The following is a 20,177-nucleotide window of genomic DNA, read 5'->3' as shown; positions in this document are numbered from 1 at the left end:
ACATTCACTCTCGTTATGTATTAATGAGTGATAACTTGGGTCTGCGTTCTGTCTCCGGCGAAATCACTTTGATGGCAACCACGGTCTGTGGCATTTGGCTCTGGTGAATCGCCATACAGCGGTTGATCCGGCTATGTTGCGGTACGCTTGATGTTATGAACAACACATTTTACGACGAGTTCACGAAATTCTCGGTAACACGATGGGTACGGACAACGAGATCGCGGGACTCGTTGGTACAAGTCTCATCTTGCAGGGAATCGGCGCTGGTGGACACAGTAGTCGTTTCCCGCATCCCAGCATATGAAAATGTTTTAAATCTACTTGTTTGAAATATGATTTGAATCATGTCACCAAATGATTCAAATTCGACTAGACGAAACATCTTGAAAACTACCGGAATGACTCTCGTCGGACTCGTTGGTGCCTCTGGCGCCGCATCTGCGAACCCCGGTCGTGGTCGCGGCGACGGTCAAGGGAGAGGGCGACGAGGTCCGCCTGACTGGGCACAGTTCCAGAATGGCCGTTTCAACATGGCTGTCTCCGAACGAGAGTGGGAGTCCGCGCCGGACGCCTCCGAAGTGGATCACGTCCCGGACCACTTCAAGCGTCTCAGCTACAACGAGATGAACCAGGGCATTCAGGGCCTCAACAAGGCCTCTGAGGACGGCGACGTGACGTTCAGCGAGGACGGCGACCAAGTCGAAGCCGAGTGGCACATTAAGAGTAATGACCAAGTAGGTACCTTGTCGCATAACTCAGGCAACAGCGGCAAAACCAAACTGGAAATCCTTCATCAGGGTCCCCTACGCGACAGGTACCGGATCTTCATGGACGACAACTTGACGAAGGACCTAGTTGAAGCGGTCACAGCGGCCAGCGGGGTCGGTGCGGTGGCAGCCGAAGCGGCCCTGGTTTCTGCCGGCGTCACCGGCCCGATTGGGCCACTCATCATTGCGGCCTTTGCTGCCGTCATCGCTGTTGAACTCTCTTGGGTAAAGATATCGAACGACGGGCATGGCGTCGCGATCGATGTCCTCATCGTCAACGACTACGTCGACCCGGCACCAGACAACCTTCCCCCGTACCATTACATCCAAGGCCAAGAACACCTGTAATACGATGGAAAAGCGTACCCAGAAGGCGGTGGCGTTCCTCGTCATTAGCGGATCAATGTCGTTTATGCGGGTTGTTCCCGCGGTCGAATCTGCTGCGAACGCCCCAGCGATCGCGTGGGTGCCAGAGTTGACTGTTGGTCTGCTGTGGGGGGTGTCTGGTATCGTCGCCGCCCTGGGTGAACTGACCAGTTCAGGCATCGACCATTGTGACAGCAATCAGTCACCGAGTTACGTCTGGGGCTTCGTCAGCCTGCTCGTCGCTATATTGATTGTTGGCCTCGCGTTCGGCTATCTCACGGGCGATTTCTCGCGATTCGGGGCCGAGTTACTTGGTCCGATCGGTGGCCTGGTCGTGCTGACCTACTTCGCTACCCGACCTCGCTGATGTCCGGGGGGCAGTGAACCGCCAGGCTATCCCCTTCATTTCGGTAGGTTCTGATTGGCTGATGCTACGCGAAGGCGAAGCCACTGTGTCAGGCGTTTTCGAGCATAGTGCACGCAGAAAACGCGCAGCCTCACTGCTCATCCCTATCTGAACACTGCCGGTTAATGCAGGGCAAACACGTATCAACCGCTGTCATTTCTCCGGACCCCACGAATAGGATACCCCTTCGAATTCAGGTTGAGCTATACCCCGTGACACAATAGTTTCGTGGACACTGTCTAGTTAACCTCCTGAGCTGGCGGTCGTCCGTTGAGCGATTGATGCGGTCGCTGAAAATTAGGCTCTGGTGAATCGCTATACGGCGGTTGGTTTCACTGTTTCGCGGCACGCTTGATGTTGTGAAGTCAGTCGGCCCCAGAACCTGCAAAATAACCTTGCGCGAGCGCGCGGCGTTCAGGAAAACAGCCCGCGAATCCGGTCGAGAAGGCCGGTCGATTCCGCCTCCTCTGTGGCCTGCTGTTGCTTACGGAGTTCGGAGAGTGCGGTGGCTTGGTCGTCCGTGCTTTCACCGACGGCCGTCTCTTTTTCACCGCCACGAAGCCCTTGGAGTCCCGAGACCGCATCGTCGACGCTGCCTCCACGTGTCTCGGTTACCTTCGCGTTCTCGAAACTGGACCGGTCAATGTCGTCGACCGACGACGTGTCGAGTTTGAGGCGCGTCGTCTCTTTCTTTCGGACGCCGCCCCACGACAGTTCGGTGTTCGAGAGCGCTTCGTCCATGTCGCGGCGCACTTGCTCCGAGACGGCTTCCTCGTCGACGCCATCGTCACCGTCAGCATTGTTGTCCGCCGCCGATGGTTCCGGCGTCCGAGCGCGCGCCAGTTGGAACCCGACGAGCGTCGTTCCGCTCGCGGCGACGACGGCGACCGCGCCGATGGCGTAGATACCGACGATTTCCCCACTCTGGTCTGCGGCCGCCCCGACGTTCCAGTTGTGCGGGTACGCGGTGACGAACTGGTTGACGCCAACAGCGCAGATGATGAGGCCAACGACGGCGACGATAATCGTCGGCAGTCGATACTTCGTCGGCAACAACACGACGACCGAGGTAAGCAACAACGGAATCCCGATTGCGCCCGTAACGCCGGCGACCTCGCGGAGTTCGTATTTGAAGATGTTTTCGGGTGGGACGCCACCGCTCCAGATCACCGTCGCCAGTGCGACTGCGAGTAGTCCGATTGCCGTGAAGAACAGCGCGAAGCCCAGATAGACGGTCGTCTCGTCGGGGTCTGAGCCGACGTAGTGCCGATAAAGGGCGAGGAGTCTGTTCTGCCCGTCACTCGTCATATGTCAGAGGATTCGCTCACGTGACATATAATGTTCGTCCGGCGACGACGAGGAGTCACGACTGGTCGGGAGACTCGACCGAGAGGTTGTACGCCGCGACGGTCCCGTCGAGCGTTGCATCCGTGAGCGACGGGTCGGTATCGAACTGTGCGCTGGTGAATCGAGCGGGGCCGTGTATGATTGTCGCTCTGAACTCGGCGCTATCAGTGACGTGTGTGTACGCGAAGTCCAATCGGCCGTCGACTTCGACGCCGAACGTGAGTGTTCCGACGGTACAGTCCGAGAAGTCGAAGTCGCGTTTCACGCGGACGTTCGAGAAGAACAGTTCGTCCTCGAACGTCGCATGGTCACAGATGATGCTCCCCCCGACTGACCCTTCTACGACACGTACTGTAGCTGTGGTCGAGCACGTCACACCCGAGAGGTCGAGGTTTCCGGAAATAGCAGTTCGGACGAACGATACAGTTCCTGATTCGAACTGCGCATCGTGGAACCGGAGTTTCCGGCCACTGATTGTTGCGCCGTCGAAGTACACTGGGCCTTCGAACGTGCAGTGTCCGAAGTCGACTCGTCCGTCCGTCACTGTGAGTCCCGTACAGTCGACGGTGCCGTCGAACTGTCCGGTGGTTGCGTCGATTCCGCCCGTGACCGTGAGCCGTGTTGCATCGAACTCGTGACCGACGTGAAGATGGTCGAGAGATATTCCGTCGTCGACTGTCGCCGACTGGATGTTGACGTGTTCGTCGACGTGGCAGTGTGCGAGGGAGAGTCGATGCGTACACGTGACGTTCCCGAGGTCGAGGTGTCCTCCGACTCGCGTATGTGAGAGCCATGTCGGGCCGTCGAACGTGGCACGAGCAGCGGCAAACTGGGCTTCGACAGTCCCTCTCCTGAACGTGGCACCACGGACGAAGTGCGCATCTGTCGCGATAAGCGACTCGGTGCTAAAGTCAGTCGCATCGAGACGGCCGTCGACGGTCGCCTCACAGAGTGCCCATCGACCGCCGACTTGGAGTCCTCGGCAGGAGACCGTCGAACGCGCCTCAAATCGTTGCATGCACATCGCCCCACCAACCGAAACCCCGTCGAGTCGTAGTGGAGCATCAACGGTCGCATCTCTGAGGTCGCAGTTGTGGTGAATCATGGCTCCACGGAGGTCGATTGGTTCCTCGCTTTCGAGGTCCGCCGACGCCAACCCGAGCGTCTCGAACTTCCCGCCGATGAACACAGACGGTCTCGTGGGGTCGTTAACAACGTCGAGAAGGCTCTCCGTCACCGCCTCCGCGTTCTTCCCCTCAATCGGCGCGTGAAAGAGACAGTATTCGGTCGCGCCGCTCGCTGGATGTGGACACTGCCAGACGGTGGGGCCCTCTTTGGCGTCCACCTGCTCGTCGGTTGTATCGCGGTAGACGTGCTCGTAGGCGCACCGAGGGTCGTTTTTCACGACACCTCACATTCAGTGTCTATTTCATAAATAGATTGTCACGTACTGGCACAGATTCACACCACGGCAGCTACTGTGAGGCCACTTCGGCCGCTTCGGCATCGCCGACGACCGCCGAGAACGTGGCGACGAATCCGTGGTCTCGGGCGGGTAACGTGACCGATTCGACCGTATCGCCGGATTCCCCGTGGAACTCGATGACCGTCCGGTCCTCATCGAACACCGCCGAGTATCCGGCAAAGAGTGAGCGATTGAGTTGGATTGACCGCAACCTTGTGAGGTCTTCCGGCTTCTCCCCACCGGCCGTATACTGAACTTCGACGAGACGCGTGTCCGTCAGGAGCACCGTCGCCTGCTCATGCTGGCTGACCGAGTGAAGCGTCTCGTGGTCGCCGACGAACTTATGTATCGACTCGTAGAGACTCATACCTCTTGTTCTCGATTGCGAACTATCAACGTGTCTACATCCGTCGGAAACGGGAGAACCATCACTCCACGGATTCGATGATGGGGTCGCTCGTCAGGACGATGATATCTGCAATGCCATCGACGAACCGGTATGGGATTCGAACGCCGCGTTCCCCCGCTTCGACGTTCGCCAGTGGCTCGTCCATCGAGACGAGAAGCCCCGTCACACAGTCGTTTTCGAGGTCGACACAGAGGTCGATTGCCTCACCAATGCGGTTCCCCGACGCTGCGTACACAGGGAGTCCGTCGACGCTCGGAATCGGTTCGACACTCGTCGTTGAATGGAGGGCCATAGTGGTAGCTATCGAACCTATCAATGAAAAACAATGTGGTTGCGGTTGAATATAGTCGCTGTAACCTATCGAACCACCGTTAACGAGGCTTCGTGCCGATTACACCAACTATGTCTCGTTTGTAGGCTTCATCTATTGGCTGACTTGGGCGCTATCGATGGTAACTACTACCAGTATGTTTTTCATACTTCAGTGAAAATCGGATACTGGTCAGATGCCCATCCGCCTCGGTACCTCTCTTCCCCCCACCACCACACTACTGAGGCAGTCTGACCACTCCCTTCCTCGGTGGCAATCACCCGTTTACCTCGACTAGCGGCGACTAATTCGCGGGCAGCGGTCGTCATGGATACACTCCGGCGACCGTAATGAGGAAAAACACGGTCAGAATCGTCAACAAAGCCCCATGTGTGCTCGTCCATCCACGCGCGAACACGCCGTGACCGAAATCGCAGCGCGGCAACGACACTAAACATCGCAATCCTAACTGCGCTGAAAAAATGCGAACGAAATCCCATCCGGGACGCGATTAGCAGTGAAAAACCTCCGACAACTGCATCCGAAATCCGCCACCTCCCTTCAGACGTTTCGTTTCGATTCATCGTGATTAGGTGTCTTGGCGTACACAGACTGTCGGTGTGCATTTAGTGAGTACGTGCTCTGTACCTTGGCGCGTACGTGCCACACGATACGACCTGAGGGCGGTTGCAAGACATACTTTTTCGTACCCGACCCTCGTCTGCCCAACATCTATATCTGGACGTGGACGAACACTATCGCATGGCGTCTGACCTCGAAGCGACTGTAAACGGACTCTTCGGGAAAGATGAACTGAACCGCCCGGTTCTGACACCGGCGTTAGTTTTCACGCTGACGCTTATCAGCATCACAGTGGGAATCTACGCTGGACTCACCTTCGCCCCCGATGGAGGGTTGGGCTTGCTATCGTCTATCGCTGGGATACTACTCGGGGGTGCTGTGATTGCTCCGGTTTGCATACTACTCCTCTATTTCGAGTAGGGTCGGGAGCACAGACACAGATACAACACTCTCTGCGACAGCCAAAAAAATAGCCGAGCGTCGCTAGCGACGCCGTCGCGTTACACGCAGCAGGCTGAAGACGCCCGCCGCGACGAGCGTAGCCACGGTTCCAAACCCGGGCACGCCGGTTTCGGTCGTTGGTTCGCCAGTCGCGGTATCCTGTGTCGTCACGGTCGTCGATTGGGATGTCGGCGTCGCCGACGCGGTCGTCGTCGGTGCGTCGGTTGTCGGCGTTGGTGAACTCGCGGTGGTCGTCTGCGAGTCGTTGTCCGAACCGTCGCCGTCGGAATCGTCGTTGTCCGAACCGCCGCCGCCTCCGCCGCCTCCACCCCCACCGCCTGTCGACCCGTTAGACTCGGAGACCGACAGGTCGATTCCAGAGGTATCGGAGACCGTGTAGGCGTTGCCGTTTTTGTCACCGAGTTTGGAGACGGCAACGTCCAGCGTGCTCTCGCCGGTCGAATCAGCCACTTCGACGGTGACGCTGGCAATCGGAACGGTTCCCGTCTCAGCCGTGTCGAGACCGACCACTCGAACGGTCGCCGACGTTCGGTTATCACTGTACGAGACGTTTCTCGGTGCGACTTCAGCACCGTCCGGAAGCGTCACCTCAGAAATCTCGCCGACAGATTCGTCTTCGAGCGCAACCGTCAGGTTGTACGCACCGACGCCGGCATCGACGTTGTCGACGACGATGTCGACAGTCGTTGTCGAACCGGGTTCGATGGTCGTCTGTCCCGTCTCGAAGCCGACGCTGGTCGCTGTGGCCGCGAGTGTGACTGGGGCAGCCACGACCAGACAGACCACACTGAGACAGACTGCAAGGCCGAGCACCCGCGTGATTCGCGTCGTCGCTGTCGACATGTGTTGGGTCACTGGCTTAGACATCTGCGCCGTAGAACAGTCGCTGCACGTCGCCCACGTTGACCTTCCCGTCGTCGTTCAGGTCGAACGCATCGACGTTCGACTGCATGGTGTCGCTTTCGCGGTTCACGAACAGCGCCTGTGCGTCGATGATATCCACGGAGCCATCGCCGTTGATGTCTTCGAACGTGCCGTCACCGTCGGGGTCGGCCATCTTCTGCCCGTTTCCGGTCACGTCACCGGGTTCGACAGTCACCTGTCGGTTGTCGATTTCCGAGACCCCGTAACTGCTTCCGTTTTGGGCGTACGGCCCGGCGGTCGGCGTCAGTTCGAGCGTCGTCGACTCGTTGAGGGTGACGCCCTCGACCGAGACGGTTGCGAGAACCTGTTCGTCCGATGCGGACGCTTCGGCACCTGCGACGGCGATGTCCGCGCTCGTTCCGTTCTCACTGATGTGAACTTCCGAAAAGCCGGGTTCGCTGGCGAACGAAACGTCGGTGATGCGAGCAACCTCGGCGTCGCCGACCGTCACCGTCATTTCGTAGGCACCGATGCCCTGCTCGACGTCGCTTGCGGTGATTTCGAATTCCCGTTCGTCGCCGAGCGGGACGGGTCCGTCGCTGTCTCCGATGGCGAGCGCGACCGACTGCGACGGTGTCGGCGTCGGCGACCCGGTTTCGAGGTCGACATTCAACACTGCGGTGTCGAAGTTCTCGTACTGACTCGAATACTCGCTGTCGGTGTAGTCGACGTAGAGGTCGATACCCGAGTTAGGCGCGAGCGGGGCCGTCTCGAAGGCGGCCAATTCGTCAGTCGGGACCGTCACAGTCACCGTACCGGACTGGCCGTCGTAGGTGACGTTCGTCGTCGTGACGTACGTACCGTTGCGGTCGGCGAACGCTGCCGCGCCGTCGACGCCGGTCACACGCGAGGGGGCGTCGATGGTGAACGGCGTCTGGCCGTTCGATGCGGACATGTCGACTGCTGAGGCGTCGACGACCGTGTCGACGCGGCGCATCCGGTCGTCGGACTCGGTATCGACTTCGACGGCTTCGATTGTGCTTCGGTTCTGGAGGTAGCCGATGACACCTTCGGCCATCGTCGTCTCGTTGTACACCTTCACGCGCGGAGCGTCGGCGAGTGGGTAGCTACTGCCGCCGTCGGCGATGTAGGAGTTGACTGCGAGCGTGTACGTCTCGGAGTCGTTGACGGGTTCGCCGTTCACCGTGAGGTCCTGTACGGTCGCATCGCCCTCACTTGGGGACGCGCTGTCGGAGTGCGGAACCCATTCGAAGGTGACGCCGCTTACCTGTTCTTGGGTTTGTGTGCCGTACTGGTTCTCCATACCGAGCGGCGTGATTTGGCTCTTGACGACCTCGCGGAGTTCCGCGCCCGTCACTTCCACGACGACGATGGTGTTTCCGAACGAGTGAGTCGAGGTGACCATCCCGCGGGTGATGTTGAACGTCTCACCCGCGCCGTATTTGTCGGTCGGGTAGAGCGTGTCACGGATGCCGCCGGCGTTCGTCACGGCCACGTCAGCGCCGGTGTAATTTCGAACCCCGTCAGTGACGAGGTGGCCCGTGGCGGAGTCGTCGGTGTAGCTAGAGCCGACACCCGTGTGTTCCGGCATGACCGCCGTTGCGAGCTTCGTGTTGAGGTACTCCTCGCGGAGCGGGTTGATGTAGTTCTTCCACGTCTCGTTGCGGGACGTGTTGGTCGTCACGTCGACAAGTTCGCCCGACGAATCGGTGACTGTGCCGTCTTCGACGGTGAGCTTCATCGACATGATGGCGCTTGCCTTCCCGCTCGTCTCGCCGATGAGGACGCCGTCGGTCTGCTGCGGGGAGTAACGCTGGTGGTCGTCGCCGGAGATGAGCGCGTCCATCCCGTCGACGTCCCGTGCGAGTTGCTTCGAGTCCGGAATGCCGAGCGGCGCGAGCGCGACGACGACATCGACGTTCTCCTCGTTGCGGAGGGTGTTCGTCGTCCGCTGTGCGGCCGTCGTCGGGTCGAGGACTTTGTAGCCGTTGCGCTCCATGACGCCGTCTGTCTTGGCGTTGATAGCCTCGTCGGTGAGTCCGAAGAAGCCGACGCGGACACCGTCGCGCTCGACGACGGTGTAGTTCTGGGTTCCTGGGAGGTTCTTGCCGGTGTCCTCGTGAACCACGTTGGCGAGCAACCACGGGTAGGTGGATTCGTTGGAGATTGCTTCGAAGACGGCGAAGTCGTTGGCCCCGGCGTCTTCGTCGTAGTCGAGTTCGTGATTCTGGACGACCTCAGCGTCGGGGTTGATGAGGTTCAGCGCCGTTACCGGCGGTTCGTAGGGCTTGTCGAGGCCGTCGTAGTTGCGGAGGGCGTGCGGACTCAGTTCGTCGCCGCCGCCGGCGACGAACACGGGACCGTCCGCGTTGGCGCGCTGTTGTTCGATGAGCGTAATCATCCGGCCGAGTTCGTCGTCGCCCGAACCGGCCGCGGCCTTGCCGATGTCGTTGTAGCCGACGAGCGTAATCGTCGTCTCGTTCGGACTCGTGGTGTTATCGGAACCGTCTCCGCTTCCCCCGTCGCCGCCATCGCCGCCGCCGGTTCCCGGGGCGGTCAGGTTCGAAACGGTCGCAGGCTGAAGCTTGAACGCGCCGAAGCTGTAGAACACCGGGCCTTCGATGGCGTCGATGGTGCTTCCATTCTCGCTCGGCGTGGTCTCGTCGCCGGTCGTCTTGTCGTCCACGGCGATGGCTGACGAGCCGTCGGTGACTGCCCACTCGCCGTACTGGCCGGGCGTTTTCGTGACTTCGAGGTCGGTCACGTTGACGAAGACGCCCTCGTAGGCTTCCTGTGCGGCGTCCGCCGTGGAGATGGGCGTCGCTTCAGGGACGGACTCACTGCCGGTCGTCGACACCGTGGCGTTGTCGCCCGTCAGGTCGAGTTCCGTGAGTCCGTTGTACTCCTTTACGGGAGCTTCCACGTCCACGACATCGCCGGGTGCGACACTCGGCGCGCCGCCGGTGTAGACGTACACGCCGCTGTGCTGAACATCGTCCGCGGACGCGTCCTGCAAGAAGAAGCCATTGGCGTTGGTTGCTGTGACGGTTCCCGAGGTGTTGACGACCTGACCTTCGTAGGCCGAGGCGTCGCCATCGGTCGTATTCGACTGGAGTTCGGTGATGGACACGTCGGCTGGTCCGGCGGCTTCGTCCATCGCGAACTGATTGGTGGTTTCGAGTGCAGTGATGTCAGTGTCCGCCGCCGCGCTCGCCACGCCTGTGGGGAGCATTGCGGTTGTGAGCACTAACACCAATAGCACCGTTACAGTGCGACTGAGTGCTGACTGTTTCGGTGTGTGCGAAGACACACCTGTCCGCTCCGATTGGTGGTTGATAATCTCTAATAATTGTAGTACATAGATGATGTGATATTTTGATAAACTGTCTATTTGTGGGGGAGAGAATGTATGTATAGTGTCATATATATTGTCTACTACTCACCACTTGAGCGGTCGTATCGGAGTCAACATCTGAACCGTTGTCGCGGGCGACCCGACCGATGCCCGTTTCACGACTGGCTCTTCGAAATTGCCTCTGAAAGTACTAGCAGTACATGCCAACCAAATATTTTTTCTTGGAGAACCGTGTCTGGGTGAATGGTCAGCGCTGATACTGTGTACACCCACTACACACTATTGGCTCCGCTGGCTGTTCCTGCCCCATTAGGGGCCTCTACGTATATTGTCCCGAAGACTGGGGTGTTCTGTAGTTATCTCTGTTGCACATCTCTTCAGGTCAATCTCGGGAAGAAAGCCGATGTTCCCCGGCACAATCCTGTTAGTTCCTGATTTCGTCTATCGATACGTGGTCGGTTTGCAGGCCGAAGCGTTCATTGTTCAATGAGAAAATCGTCGCACATGTTCGGAACGAGTGGTGTGCGGGGACCCGTCGGGGACCTGATCACGCCCGAGTTTGCGACAGCACTTGGACAGGCGCTCGCAGCCTGTGGGAACAACCGCGTCGTCGTCGGCCGTGACGCACGAACGACCAGCCCGCTTCTTTCCGATGCAGCGAGTGCGGCGCTCCGAAGTGCTGGTGTGGAAGTCGTCCGCGCCGGTCAAGTGTCGACGCCGGCGCTCGCACGCGGTGTCGCGTGGACCGACTCGGACGCTGGACTAATGATTACCGCCTCGCACAACCCGCCGGAAGATAACGGATTCAAACTGTGGGCCCCGTCCGGCCAAGCGTTCGGCGAGGACCGGCGCACGGAAATCGAAGCCGCGCTCGACGCCGACGAGCGGTCATACGCGGCGTGGGACGCTGTCGGCGACGAGTCGACTGCACCGGACCTCACCGCCCGACACGTCGATGCGCTCTGTTCGGCAGTCGATATCGAAGGCGACCTTTCGGTCGTCGTCGACCTCGGAAACGGCATGGGTGGCGCGACCGTCGAGGCCCTCCGTCGACTGGGGTGTGACGTACAGACACTCAATGCCACGCCCGACGGTCGCTTCCCCGGCCGGCCGAGTGAGCCAACGGCCGAAACCTGCGAGACACTGTGTTCGGTCGTCGCACATACGGACGCCGACCTCGGCATTGCACACGACGGCGATTCCGACCGCATGATGGCTGTCGACGAAACGGGGTCGTTCATCGAAGGCGACGAACTCCTCGCGCTGTTCGGTCGTGAGGCCGTATCCTCCGGCGAACGCGTCGCCGCCCCGCTCAACACGAGTCTCGTCGTCGACGACGTACTCGACACGCAGGGCGCGTCGCTCACCCGGACGAAAGTCGGCGACGTGTTCGTCGCGGAGGCGGCCCGTGACGACGATGTCGTCTTCGGCGGCGAACCGAGCGGCGCGTGGATTTGGCCCGCGGAGACGCTCTGCCCCGACGGTCCGCTGGCGGCGTGCAAGCTCGTCGAACTCATCGACCGACGCGGCCCGCTCGCAGCGCAGCGCGAAGAACTCGCGTCGTACCCACTGCGACGGACAAGTGTCGAAACCGACCGGAAACGCGAAGTGATGAGCGCGGTCCGCAGTGCGCTCTTAGATACCTACGACCCTGACGCCGTATCGACGCTCGACGGCGTCCGCGTCGAAGAGGACGACGGCTGGTTCCTCGTTCGCGCGAGCGGGACACAGCCGTTGATTCGGTTGACTGCCGAAGCCCGCGACGAGGCCCGTGCGGATGCGTTGTTGGCCGACGCTCGGGAGTTCGTCGACGACGCCCGGTAATCTTCCGCGTTTTTTCTCTCACGTACGCGCCGCCAACTTCGCGTACTGCTCCGCCAGCGAGTGCGACCCCGTTTTCGGGGCAACCACGTCGGTCGTGAGAATATCCGAGAACGCACTTCCCAGCGCTGCATAGCGTCGATTGAACGGTTGGACCGCCGTCAGTAGGGAATCGACGAGCCACTTCGGGAGGTGCGTCACCGTCGGCGACTTGTCGAGGGCATCAAACGCGAGTTCGGCAATCTCGTCGTAGGTGAAGACATCCGGACCGCCAACGGAGAATTCGCTTCGGGAGTCGCCGACGGCATCGACACACACCTCGGCGAGGTCAGCCCCGTGAATGGGATTCATCTGTGCCGTCCCGTCGCCGACGAGAAACGCCCGGCCGCGGCGTGCCATCTCGAAGAATTCGGTCATATCTGAGAAGTAGCCCGTCGGGCGGACGACGGTATGTGAGAGTCCCGACTCGTGGAGTTCCGCGACGAATTGCTCCCGCGGTTCGATGAGCGACCCCCAGAGGTCCGGACGCTCTACCGAGACGAACACGAACTGGTCGACAGCCGCCGCAGCCGCGAGATTGAGAATCGTCCGGTTCGCCTCGTAGTCTACCTCCCAGTGGCTCGCCTGCTGACGAGTCACTCCGAGCGACGAAAACACGACATCCACATCGTCGCACAGTCCCCCGAGAGTGTCTGGGTCGGTCGCAGTCCCGACAAAGAGGTCATCAATATCGTCGCGGACTGCCGGTTCGAGATACTTCCCCGCGGTCGAGAGTTTGTCCACCGACTGCGGTCGCGAAAGCGCCCGGACGCTGTATCCCCGATTGCTGAACGCCTGTACGGCGTGCCTTCCGAGATAGCCGGTTGCCCCGGCGACCAACACACGCGTCATCGCTCTGCTCCCGTTCGCTCCGACCTTATGTTTTCTATATTCACTATATACCGAATATAGTCTCGATACTGTATTACTATTCCGGCGCGAACACCGCGTCATGACCGCCGACGCATACGACGACGCAAAGGTCGAAATCGCCGATGCGATGGCCCGAACAGCGGAGATGTACGGGCTCAACCGGAGCTACGGGCACATCTACGGACTGCTGTACTTCGTGGGGGAACCCATGTCGCTCGACGAGTTAGTTGCCGAATCGGGCTACGCCAAATCGACCGTGAGCAACGCCATGTCCGCGTTAGAACCGTATCACCTCGTCCGTCGGCAGTCGAGTCCCGGTGAGGGCCGGAAAGTGTACTTCGAGGCCGAGACGGACTTCTGGACAGTTATGCAGGAATTTCTCGAACAGCAGGGTCGCCGCGAGATTCGAATCATGACGCGGGCGCTCGAAACGGCACAGGAGACGCTCGACAACGCGCCCGAGACGGAACAGACGGCACAGGCGCAAGCGCGGATTGCGGACCTCCAACACTTCTACGACCAGTCCGAACAGCTACTTTCGTTTTTCACGAACGTCTCACTCGACGAGTTCCTCGCCGTCGCCGCCGAAGTCGAGGCGCGCGACTCGACGGGCGACGACTCGTAGCGTCACCTCAGCTGAAGGGTTCTTGTTTTCTGCTATCCTTCACTCGGTCGTTTTCTGCTATCCTTCACTCGGTCGTTTTCTGCTATCCTTCACTCGGTCGTTTTCTCGCCCTCACTCCGCTGCGAGGTGTCCCCCGAGGAGTTTGAGATAGAGGAACGGGACGAACCACTCCAAGCCGGGACCGAACGAGACACCAACGAGTGCAAGCAGGATTCCGACTGCCGTGAACAGCATCGCGACCGGTCGTCGAAGGTGCCGCGGACTCAGGAGAATCATCACCGCGCTCCCGAGGAGATAGCCGTAGACGAGCGCGCCTTCGGCCCACGAAACCGTCTCGAAGACCAGCGCCAGCGCGAACGGGTAGATGTGGAGTGCCACGAACGCGAAGTGGTCGCGGCGGCGCTGCGAGGGTCGATGCCACCATTCGACCCCGCTCGTAGTCGTGTTGGCGACGATACCCCCCGCGATGTCGAGTGCCAGAAACGCGACGAGCAGTTGCTGAATCACCGTCCAATCGAGTGCTTTCGTACGGGCGTAGAAGAACACGACGCCGGTGAACACGACCCCAAACGCCAGTACGAGTGCCTGTTCCGTGACGCTCGCGCTCGGTCCAACGAGCCGGTCCCAGAGTCCGAGTGGACCGCTTCGTGGGGTTTCGACCGGTGTTTGGGTTCCCGTCTCGTTTATATTTTCTATATTCACCATATAGTGAATTTGGGATACTAGGCTATAACTGTGCAGGTTGGGAAGGGTGCATGTAAGGACGGGTTGTACTGGCTATTATGCGTCCAGCGCTGTGTGAACCCGCTCGTGAATCTCGGGTTCGGCGGCAGACGGTTGGTCGCGACGTACCATCCGTCCCGTGACGAGTTCGAGGAGGTCGAGCGTCGACAGGAGATCGCGAACGGGCTCGCGGTCGAGTCCAAGGGTGCGCTCGACTTCGTAGAGTGTCTTCGCGCCTTCGACTGCGTCGCAGACTTCGGTGGTGGTGAGTTCGAGGTGTGCAAACTCCTCCGGAAGCGGTGGAAGCGACGCTGTCGTTGACTCGGGCTGTGTCTCTGTCGCTTCGTCAGTCTCGCGCTCGGTTGCGTCGGAGCCTGCGGTCGTCTCCGTCACTGTGTCTGTCTTCTCTTTTGTTTCTGTGTCTATCTCATCCTCTCCCTCTGTGTCTATCTCATCCTCTCCCTCTGTGTCTGCCTTATCTTCTGACTCTGTGTCTCTGTCCGCCTTATCCTCTCTCTCTGCGTCCCTCGTCGCCGACGTCGTATCCGGCTTTTCGCTCACACCAACTGACCGTACATCTGACTGGGACTCCATATCGGTCGCATCTCCCTGCGAGTCGGACGGAGACGGCTCGTCGGACTCCGACGACGAGGTTTCGCCGTAGGAGTTTGGCTGGTGAATCCCGTGTTGAATCATCTGGTTACGGACGGTCTGCGGGGTGACGTCCACGCCGAGTGCGTCGGTCATTTCCTTGAACGTCTTGTGTTCGTCGTAGACCGCCTGAAGTTGTGCAGGGTCGCGATGTGCGGGGACGTCTTCGGCTCCGTCCGTATCCGTGCCCGTGTCTTCGGTGTCGGCTGTCGAGACGCCTGTCGCGTCAGCACTCCCACCAGAATTGCTGCTCGCAGCCGACTCGGTTGACGTGTCTACACTGGTCTCTGAGGCGGTATTGGTCGCAGTACCGGCTTCGACTGCATCATCGACGCTCGTCGCGTCGGTCGACGATGCGGATGGAGACTCAGCTGCTTCGAGTGGCGGCGTCTGTCGGACGCCCGGTGGATGCACACCGACTCCACCCCCATCGGTATGTACCTGTGCGGTGTTGGCGCTGCCGGTTGTGTCTGCATCTCTGTCTGTACTTGCATCGACAGTCGTCTCTGCGGCTGGCGTAAGCTCGATATCGAGTTCGATACGGAGATGTCCGTCTTCGGACGATTGTCCGGATGGCGTCGAAAACGACAGTCGGTCGGCGTCGATACCGACGGCTGCCGCTACCGGAAACTCGAGTGTGCCGCTTGCGGTCGCGATGCCGTCTTCACTCGACCCCTCGCTCGTAAGTTGGACGTCAGTGAGTGTTCCACTGATACTATGTAACTCCTCGAGCACCTGGGTGAGCTCTTGGATGTTTCTGACCACTCCCATATGGTACCGACCACCACTCAGCTTCTAATTAATCTTTTTGCCGTTACGAGACTGCCAGTAGTGGGCTTCACGGACCGCGTTGTGATATTCCCGTTGAGAATCACAATATCAGATGTCCACGAAATTTGCCGGGTCGACACAGGTGGCGGCTGAAAAATCGGTGTACACCGTACCTATATTCCAACCCAACCTATCACGTTGTGGTCGAAATTGCAGTGACCACTGGATTCAGGCTCGTGCCGGCCGATATGGCAGTTGAGAACGGCTCCCAGTTCCCATTCCCATTGGACTCTCCACGTACCATTAGCCGTTCTCGTTCCCAACCTCCGTGCCGAGTACGTTGTGTTGCCGACGTCGCTACTCGGATTTATCCCGAAGCACGACTTCCCCGAGCGTTGTCGTCGCGTCGCAGTCTAATTTCACGCCCGCGTTGAGGCTGGTCTGAATCGCGGTCTTCACGTCGTCGCCGCAGACGACGCCGAACTTGCGACGGCCGGTCGAGGTGAGGTCTCCTTTGACGGGCGTCTTCACGGGTTCGTCGTCGTGGCGCAGGTTCGCAACGGTCGTTCCCGCACCGAAGTTCACGTCGCGTCCGAGGACGCTGTCGCCGACATAGGAGAGGTGACCGACGGTTGCACCCGCCATCAGGACGCTATTCTTGATTTCGACGCTGTGACCAACCTTCGCGTCTTCCGCGACGAGCGTGTTCCCGCGGATGTACGCGTTCGGGCCGACGGTCGCCCCACGACGGATGAGAGCCGGTCCCTCGATGACGACGCCCGCATCGACGGTTGCGCCCGCTTCGACGACAACATCGCCGCGGATGTCGGCGTCGTCGTGGACCTCGCCGGTGAGCGTGCGAGTGACCTCGCCGACTTTCCACTCGTTGGCTTCGAGGAGTTCCCACGGCCGGCCAACGTCCAACCAGCGCTCGAACGGGACAGCCGTCACAGTCGACTCCTCACACGCGCGTTCGAGGACGTCAGTCAGTTCGAGTTCGCCACGCTCGCTTTCGCCGACCTCCAACCACGCTTGTGCATCGTCGGGGAAGACGTACGCTCCCGTGTTGATGAGATTCGACGGCGGGTCTGCGGGCTTTTCGATGACGCCCGTGACGCGGGTATCGTCGCCAGTCTCGTCGGTGTAGAGGACACCGTACTGGGTTGGGTCGTCGACGCGGTACGACCCGACTGCGGGGGCGGACTCGTACAGCCGTGTGAGCGACGGTTCGTCGTAGAGGGCGTCGCCATTCAGCACGGCGAAGGGACCGTCGTCGAGGTGTGGTTCGGCGGCGCGGACGGCATCGGCCGTTCCTCGCTGTTCGGTCTGTTCGGCGTACTCGACGGGGACGCCCGCGTACTCCTCACCGAAGTACTCGCGCACGGCTTCGGATTCGTAGCCGACGACGATGATGAGACGCGATGCGCCGGCATCAACGGCGGTTGCGGCGGTGTGCGCGGCCAGCGGTTTGTCCGCAACGGGGAGCATCGGCTTCGCACGGCGCTCGGTGAGCGGCCGCATTCGCGTTCCCTGTCCGGCAGCGAGGATGACAGTCTGCATACCGATATGTTCTGGAATTAGGTCAAAATACTTGTGGAGATACTGCGCGGGTAACTACCGTGATTTCCGGGAACTCGTGGTCCGGGCTCTCTAAAAAAGATGTACCACTAACCCGCCGACTCAATTACGCTACTCGACTCGGCGAATCAGTTCCTGCACGTCGTTCATATCGAACCGGCCGTTACCGTCGAAGTCGAACGCCGTTGCTTCGGAATCGACGGCGTCTTCGAGTGCGATTTGATAGAGCAACTCGGCGTCTTTCATATCGACGACCCCGTCGCCGTTGACGTCTTCGTAGAGACCGTCGTCGTCAGGGTCGGCGGGGTAGACCGTCTGGCCGTCGACTTCGACTCCACCGGGGAAGGGAATCGATTTTCTTCCCGCGCGCTCGATGTCGATATGTCCAGCGCCGCGGAACGTCTTCGAGTCGTACGGGTCTTCGAGCATACCGTCGTCGTAGTCGTCCCTGTCGGTGGGTTCGTCCGTGAAGTAATTCGAATTCGAGTAGGTCGCGTCGATGTGTTTAGCCGTATTCTTGATGTGTGCTTTCACCTGGTCTGGGGCAGCATCTGGGTATTCGGCCATAATGAGCGCAGCAAGCCCCGTGACGTGCGGGGCGGCCATGCTCGTTCCGTGGAGCGTCCCGTACATTCCGGAGCCGACAAGGCCCGCCGACCCTCCGCCAGGACCGATACGGACGAACCCATAGTTGTCGACCTTCGGTGAGAGCGTACTCATGACGCCGTCGAACAGCGTCCCGCGGTATCCGGCGTTCCCGCCCGGTGCGCTCACGTCAAGCGATTTGGGACCGTAGTTCGTGTAATCTGACGGCGTGTGAACCGGTAAAATCGTACCGTAGTCGGGGTTCCCGTTTTCGTCTAGGTCCTTCGGTGCATCCATGTACGAGGGCGCCTCTGAGTACGGTCCGGTCGCAGACACCGTCACCCAACCGGACTGGCTGCCCTTTCCGGCGTTCGTAATCTGGGGCTCGAACTCGTCGATGTTCGTGTCGTCGTTTCCGGCCGCCTCGATGAGTATCGCGCCGTTTTTGCGTGCGTACTCGCCGACGCGACGGTACGATTTAACACTCAGATGCTGGCTGACGCTCGGCCCCACGGGACTGCCCGGGCCGAGGCTCAGATTAATCGCATCGGCACCGTTGTCGACGGCCGTCGTCACGGCGCTCAGAATCGAGGCGCTGGATTTGAACGGGAACACCTTCATGTCCAAGAGGACGGCATCGGGTGCGACGCCGACGACGTACGGACCGCCCTCAGAAGCACGGCTCCCGTTTGCGGCGGAGATTCCGGCACAGTGCGTTCCGTGGCTGCTGTCGTCGCTGGTGCCGATAGAATCGTCCAGCGAGAAATTCCCGGAGCGTTCCGTGTCGACGACGAGGTCCGGGTGGTCTGGGTCGATACCGGAATCGACAATCGCAATCGTCGCCCCGTCACCCGTGATGCCATCCTCGTGGAGCGCTTTGACGTTCTGACTGCGTTTCGACCACTGGTATGGGTGTGGCTCCGGAATCCCGTCTTCGGCCTCCTGTGTGGCGTCGAACTGTCCGGTTTCGGGGAGTTTGTCCGGAACGTCGTCGGGTGAGACGCCTTTGACTTCCGGCGGTTCGATAGAGAATTCGATTTCCGGTGCGAAATCGAGCCCGAAGCCTTCGAGGTCACTTTCGTCTCCTTTCACCGATGCAAATTGAACCGCGTCGGCTTCGTCGACAATCTCTACTTGTTCACGCCACGCTTCCGAATCTGCCGAACGCGTATCGACGAGGAAGTGGTTCTCGCGGACGCCGTTTGCGACAACCGGAGACGTTGCCATCGACAGGCCACCTGCTGCGGCCGCAGCTGTCTTGATAAATCTTCGACGTGTCTGCTCCATGTATACCAGCATATACCAATCATATATATTGTTACCGAAGAACATGGGAGAGAATCACTTAACTAAGGCCCCGTCGGCCGAAAAAATCGGTCGGGGGTAGCCGGCGAACTACTCGATTCGGAGCGCGAGCAGGGCGGCCGCAAGGAGGGCCATGAGCGCAGCGCTCACACCGAAGCCGGGGACGCCGGTCCCTGTCGTCGGTGTATCGTTGGCCGCTGTGGTTTCCGTCGTGGTTGCCGCCGTCGTGCTCGCGGTGGGTGACGCCGTCGCAGTCTGCGTCGTTTCACTCGTAGTCGGCGACATCGTTGTGGTTGTCGTGGGCGTACTCGTGGAGGTGGACGTTGTCGTTTCCGCGCCACCGCCAGTGTTACCGCCGCCGCCACCGCCGGTGTTACCATCGCCGTTGCCGCCAGTGTTACCGTCGCCGCCACCGCCGGTGTTACCATCGCCGCCACCGTCGGTGTTGTCATCGCCATCGTCGCTGTCGCCGAAAGCGAAGTTCACTTCGGTCGACCCCGTCGACTGCCACTCGAACTGCTTCGACTGGTTACGGACGGTGACGGTCACAGTCCGTTCCCCGCTGGTGTTGATGTGTTCTTCAGGTACCTTCAGGTCGAAGTAGCCGTCCGAGTCGGTCGTGTCGGACGCAACGACCGAACCTTCGTACACCACTTCGACGGTGGCACCGGAGACTAGTTCGCCGTCGTCTTCAACGGTCCCGAAGAACCGATGTGGCGGCGACGGGGGCGACGCCATTGCTGTGCCCGCGGCACCGGTGACGACGAGCAGCGTGACGAGTGCCACCGCTGCGGCCGTCAGCCCGGTTCGCCAGTTCGTCTGTCGTATTCTCATAGTAGGTTACGCAAA

17 protein-coding genes are annotated in these 20,177 nt (G+C 60.2%); 5 read left to right on the top strand and 12 right to left on the bottom strand.

Translation table 11 applies throughout. The features are described from left to right. The first annotated feature begins 533 nt into the window (after positions 1-533). Positions 534-1,118 carry a hypothetical protein gene (locus tag HFX_RS12925; protein WP_014732433.1) on the top strand — a complete coding sequence of 195 codons (585 nt, stop codon included), beginning with the start codon at positions 534-536 and terminating at the stop codon, positions 1,116-1,118. A gap of 4 nt (positions 1,119-1,122) precedes the next feature. Continuing rightward, complete coding sequence (locus HFX_RS12920) at positions 1,123-1,503, top strand: hypothetical protein (RefSeq protein WP_004059524.1); 381 nt, start codon at positions 1,123-1,125, stop codon at positions 1,501-1,503. 453 nt (positions 1,504-1,956) lie between these two features. Here HFX_RS12920 and HFX_RS12915 read toward each other — a convergent pair whose 3' ends face one another. The 4 genes from HFX_RS12915 to HFX_RS12900 form a co-directional block, all read right to left on the bottom strand. After that, a complete protein-coding gene (locus HFX_RS12915; protein WP_004059525.1) occupies positions 1,957-2,850 on the bottom strand; it encodes a DUF7139 domain-containing protein in 894 nt (297 codons plus the stop codon). A 55-nt stretch (positions 2,851-2,905) separates the two neighbouring features. Next, on the bottom strand, positions 2,906-4,294 hold the full coding sequence (locus tag HFX_RS12910; RefSeq protein ID WP_004059526.1) for a pentapeptide repeat-containing protein: 1,389 nt from the start codon (positions 4,292-4,294) through the stop codon (positions 2,906-2,908). 70 nt (positions 4,295-4,364) lie between these two features. Beyond that, a complete protein-coding gene (locus HFX_RS12905) occupies positions 4,365-4,721 on the bottom strand; it encodes a hypothetical protein (RefSeq protein WP_004059527.1) in 357 nt (118 codons plus the stop codon). A gap of 61 nt (positions 4,722-4,782) precedes the next feature. Further along, positions 4,783-5,055 (bottom strand): PRC-barrel domain-containing protein, encoded by a 273-nt coding sequence (locus tag HFX_RS12900; RefSeq protein WP_004059528.1) that lies wholly within the window; start codon positions 5,053-5,055, stop codon positions 4,783-4,785. Between the two features lie 780 nt (positions 5,056-5,835). Between HFX_RS12900 and HFX_RS12895 the strand changes: the two genes are divergently transcribed. Next, complete coding sequence (locus tag HFX_RS12895; RefSeq protein WP_004059529.1) at positions 5,836-6,075, top strand: hypothetical protein; 240 nt, start codon at positions 5,836-5,838, stop codon at positions 6,073-6,075. 63 nt (positions 6,076-6,138) lie between these two features. Here HFX_RS12895 and HFX_RS12890 read toward each other — a convergent pair whose 3' ends face one another. Continuing rightward, positions 6,139-6,960, bottom strand: coding sequence for a hypothetical protein (locus HFX_RS12890; RefSeq protein ID WP_004059530.1), 822 nt, complete (start codon positions 6,958-6,960; stop codon positions 6,139-6,141). A gap of 16 nt (positions 6,961-6,976) precedes the next feature. Further along, the gene (locus HFX_RS12885) at positions 6,977-10,234 is read right to left on the bottom strand and encodes a 5'-nucleotidase C-terminal domain-containing protein (protein WP_004059531.1); all 3,258 of its coding nucleotides are present in this window, start codon (positions 10,232-10,234) and stop codon (positions 6,977-6,979) included. A 627-nt stretch (positions 10,235-10,861) separates the two neighbouring features. Between HFX_RS12885 and glmM the strand changes: the two genes are divergently transcribed. After that, the gene (gene glmM, locus HFX_RS12880; protein ID WP_004059532.1) at positions 10,862-12,181 is read left to right on the top strand and encodes a phosphoglucosamine mutase; all 1,320 of its coding nucleotides are present in this window, start codon (positions 10,862-10,864) and stop codon (positions 12,179-12,181) included. A gap of 18 nt (positions 12,182-12,199) precedes the next feature. Here glmM and HFX_RS12875 read toward each other — a convergent pair whose 3' ends face one another. After that, positions 12,200-13,069, bottom strand: coding sequence for an SDR family oxidoreductase (locus HFX_RS12875; RefSeq protein ID WP_004059533.1), 870 nt, complete (start codon positions 13,067-13,069; stop codon positions 12,200-12,202). Between the two features lie 100 nt (positions 13,070-13,169). Here HFX_RS12875 and HFX_RS12870 point away from each other — a divergent pair, with 100 nt between their 5' ends. Continuing rightward, positions 13,170-13,715: a GbsR/MarR family transcriptional regulator gene (locus HFX_RS12870; protein WP_004059534.1), complete on the top strand. Its 546-nt coding sequence runs from the start codon at positions 13,170-13,172 to the stop codon at positions 13,713-13,715. Positions 13,716-13,826: 111 nt separating this feature from the next. On the opposite strand, the gene HFX_RS12865 is transcribed toward HFX_RS12870, so the two are convergent. From HFX_RS12865 to HFX_RS12845, 5 genes are all read right to left on the bottom strand, one after another. Then, complete coding sequence (locus HFX_RS12865) at positions 13,827-14,420, bottom strand: hypothetical protein (RefSeq protein WP_004059535.1); 594 nt, start codon at positions 14,418-14,420, stop codon at positions 13,827-13,829. A 75-nt stretch (positions 14,421-14,495) separates the two neighbouring features. Continuing rightward, the gene (locus HFX_RS12860; RefSeq protein WP_004059536.1) at positions 14,496-15,860 is read right to left on the bottom strand and encodes a hypothetical protein; all 1,365 of its coding nucleotides are present in this window, start codon (positions 15,858-15,860) and stop codon (positions 14,496-14,498) included. A 357-nt stretch (positions 15,861-16,217) separates the two neighbouring features. Beyond that, on the bottom strand, positions 16,218-17,381 hold the full coding sequence (gene glmU / locus HFX_RS12855) for a bifunctional sugar-1-phosphate nucleotidylyltransferase/acetyltransferase (RefSeq protein ID WP_394295040.1): 1,164 nt from the start codon (positions 17,379-17,381) through the stop codon (positions 16,218-16,220). A gap of 168 nt (positions 17,382-17,549) precedes the next feature. Further along, the gene (locus tag HFX_RS12850; protein ID WP_049917480.1) at positions 17,550-19,310 is read right to left on the bottom strand and encodes a S8 family serine peptidase; all 1,761 of its coding nucleotides are present in this window, start codon (positions 19,308-19,310) and stop codon (positions 17,550-17,552) included. A gap of 108 nt (positions 19,311-19,418) precedes the next feature. Then, complete coding sequence (locus HFX_RS12845; protein ID WP_004059539.1) at positions 19,419-20,162, bottom strand: PGF-CTERM sorting domain-containing protein; 744 nt, start codon at positions 20,160-20,162, stop codon at positions 19,419-19,421. Positions 20,163-20,177 lie beyond the last annotated feature (15 nt).

The sequence above is a fragment of the Haloferax mediterranei ATCC 33500 genome (assembly GCF_000306765.2).
GTDB classification, from domain to species: domain Archaea; phylum Halobacteriota; class Halobacteria; order Halobacteriales; family Haloferacaceae; genus Haloferax; species Haloferax mediterranei.
The sequence above is the reverse complement of the archived record's forward strand: the minus strand, read 5'-3'. Positions and strand labels throughout refer to the sequence as shown.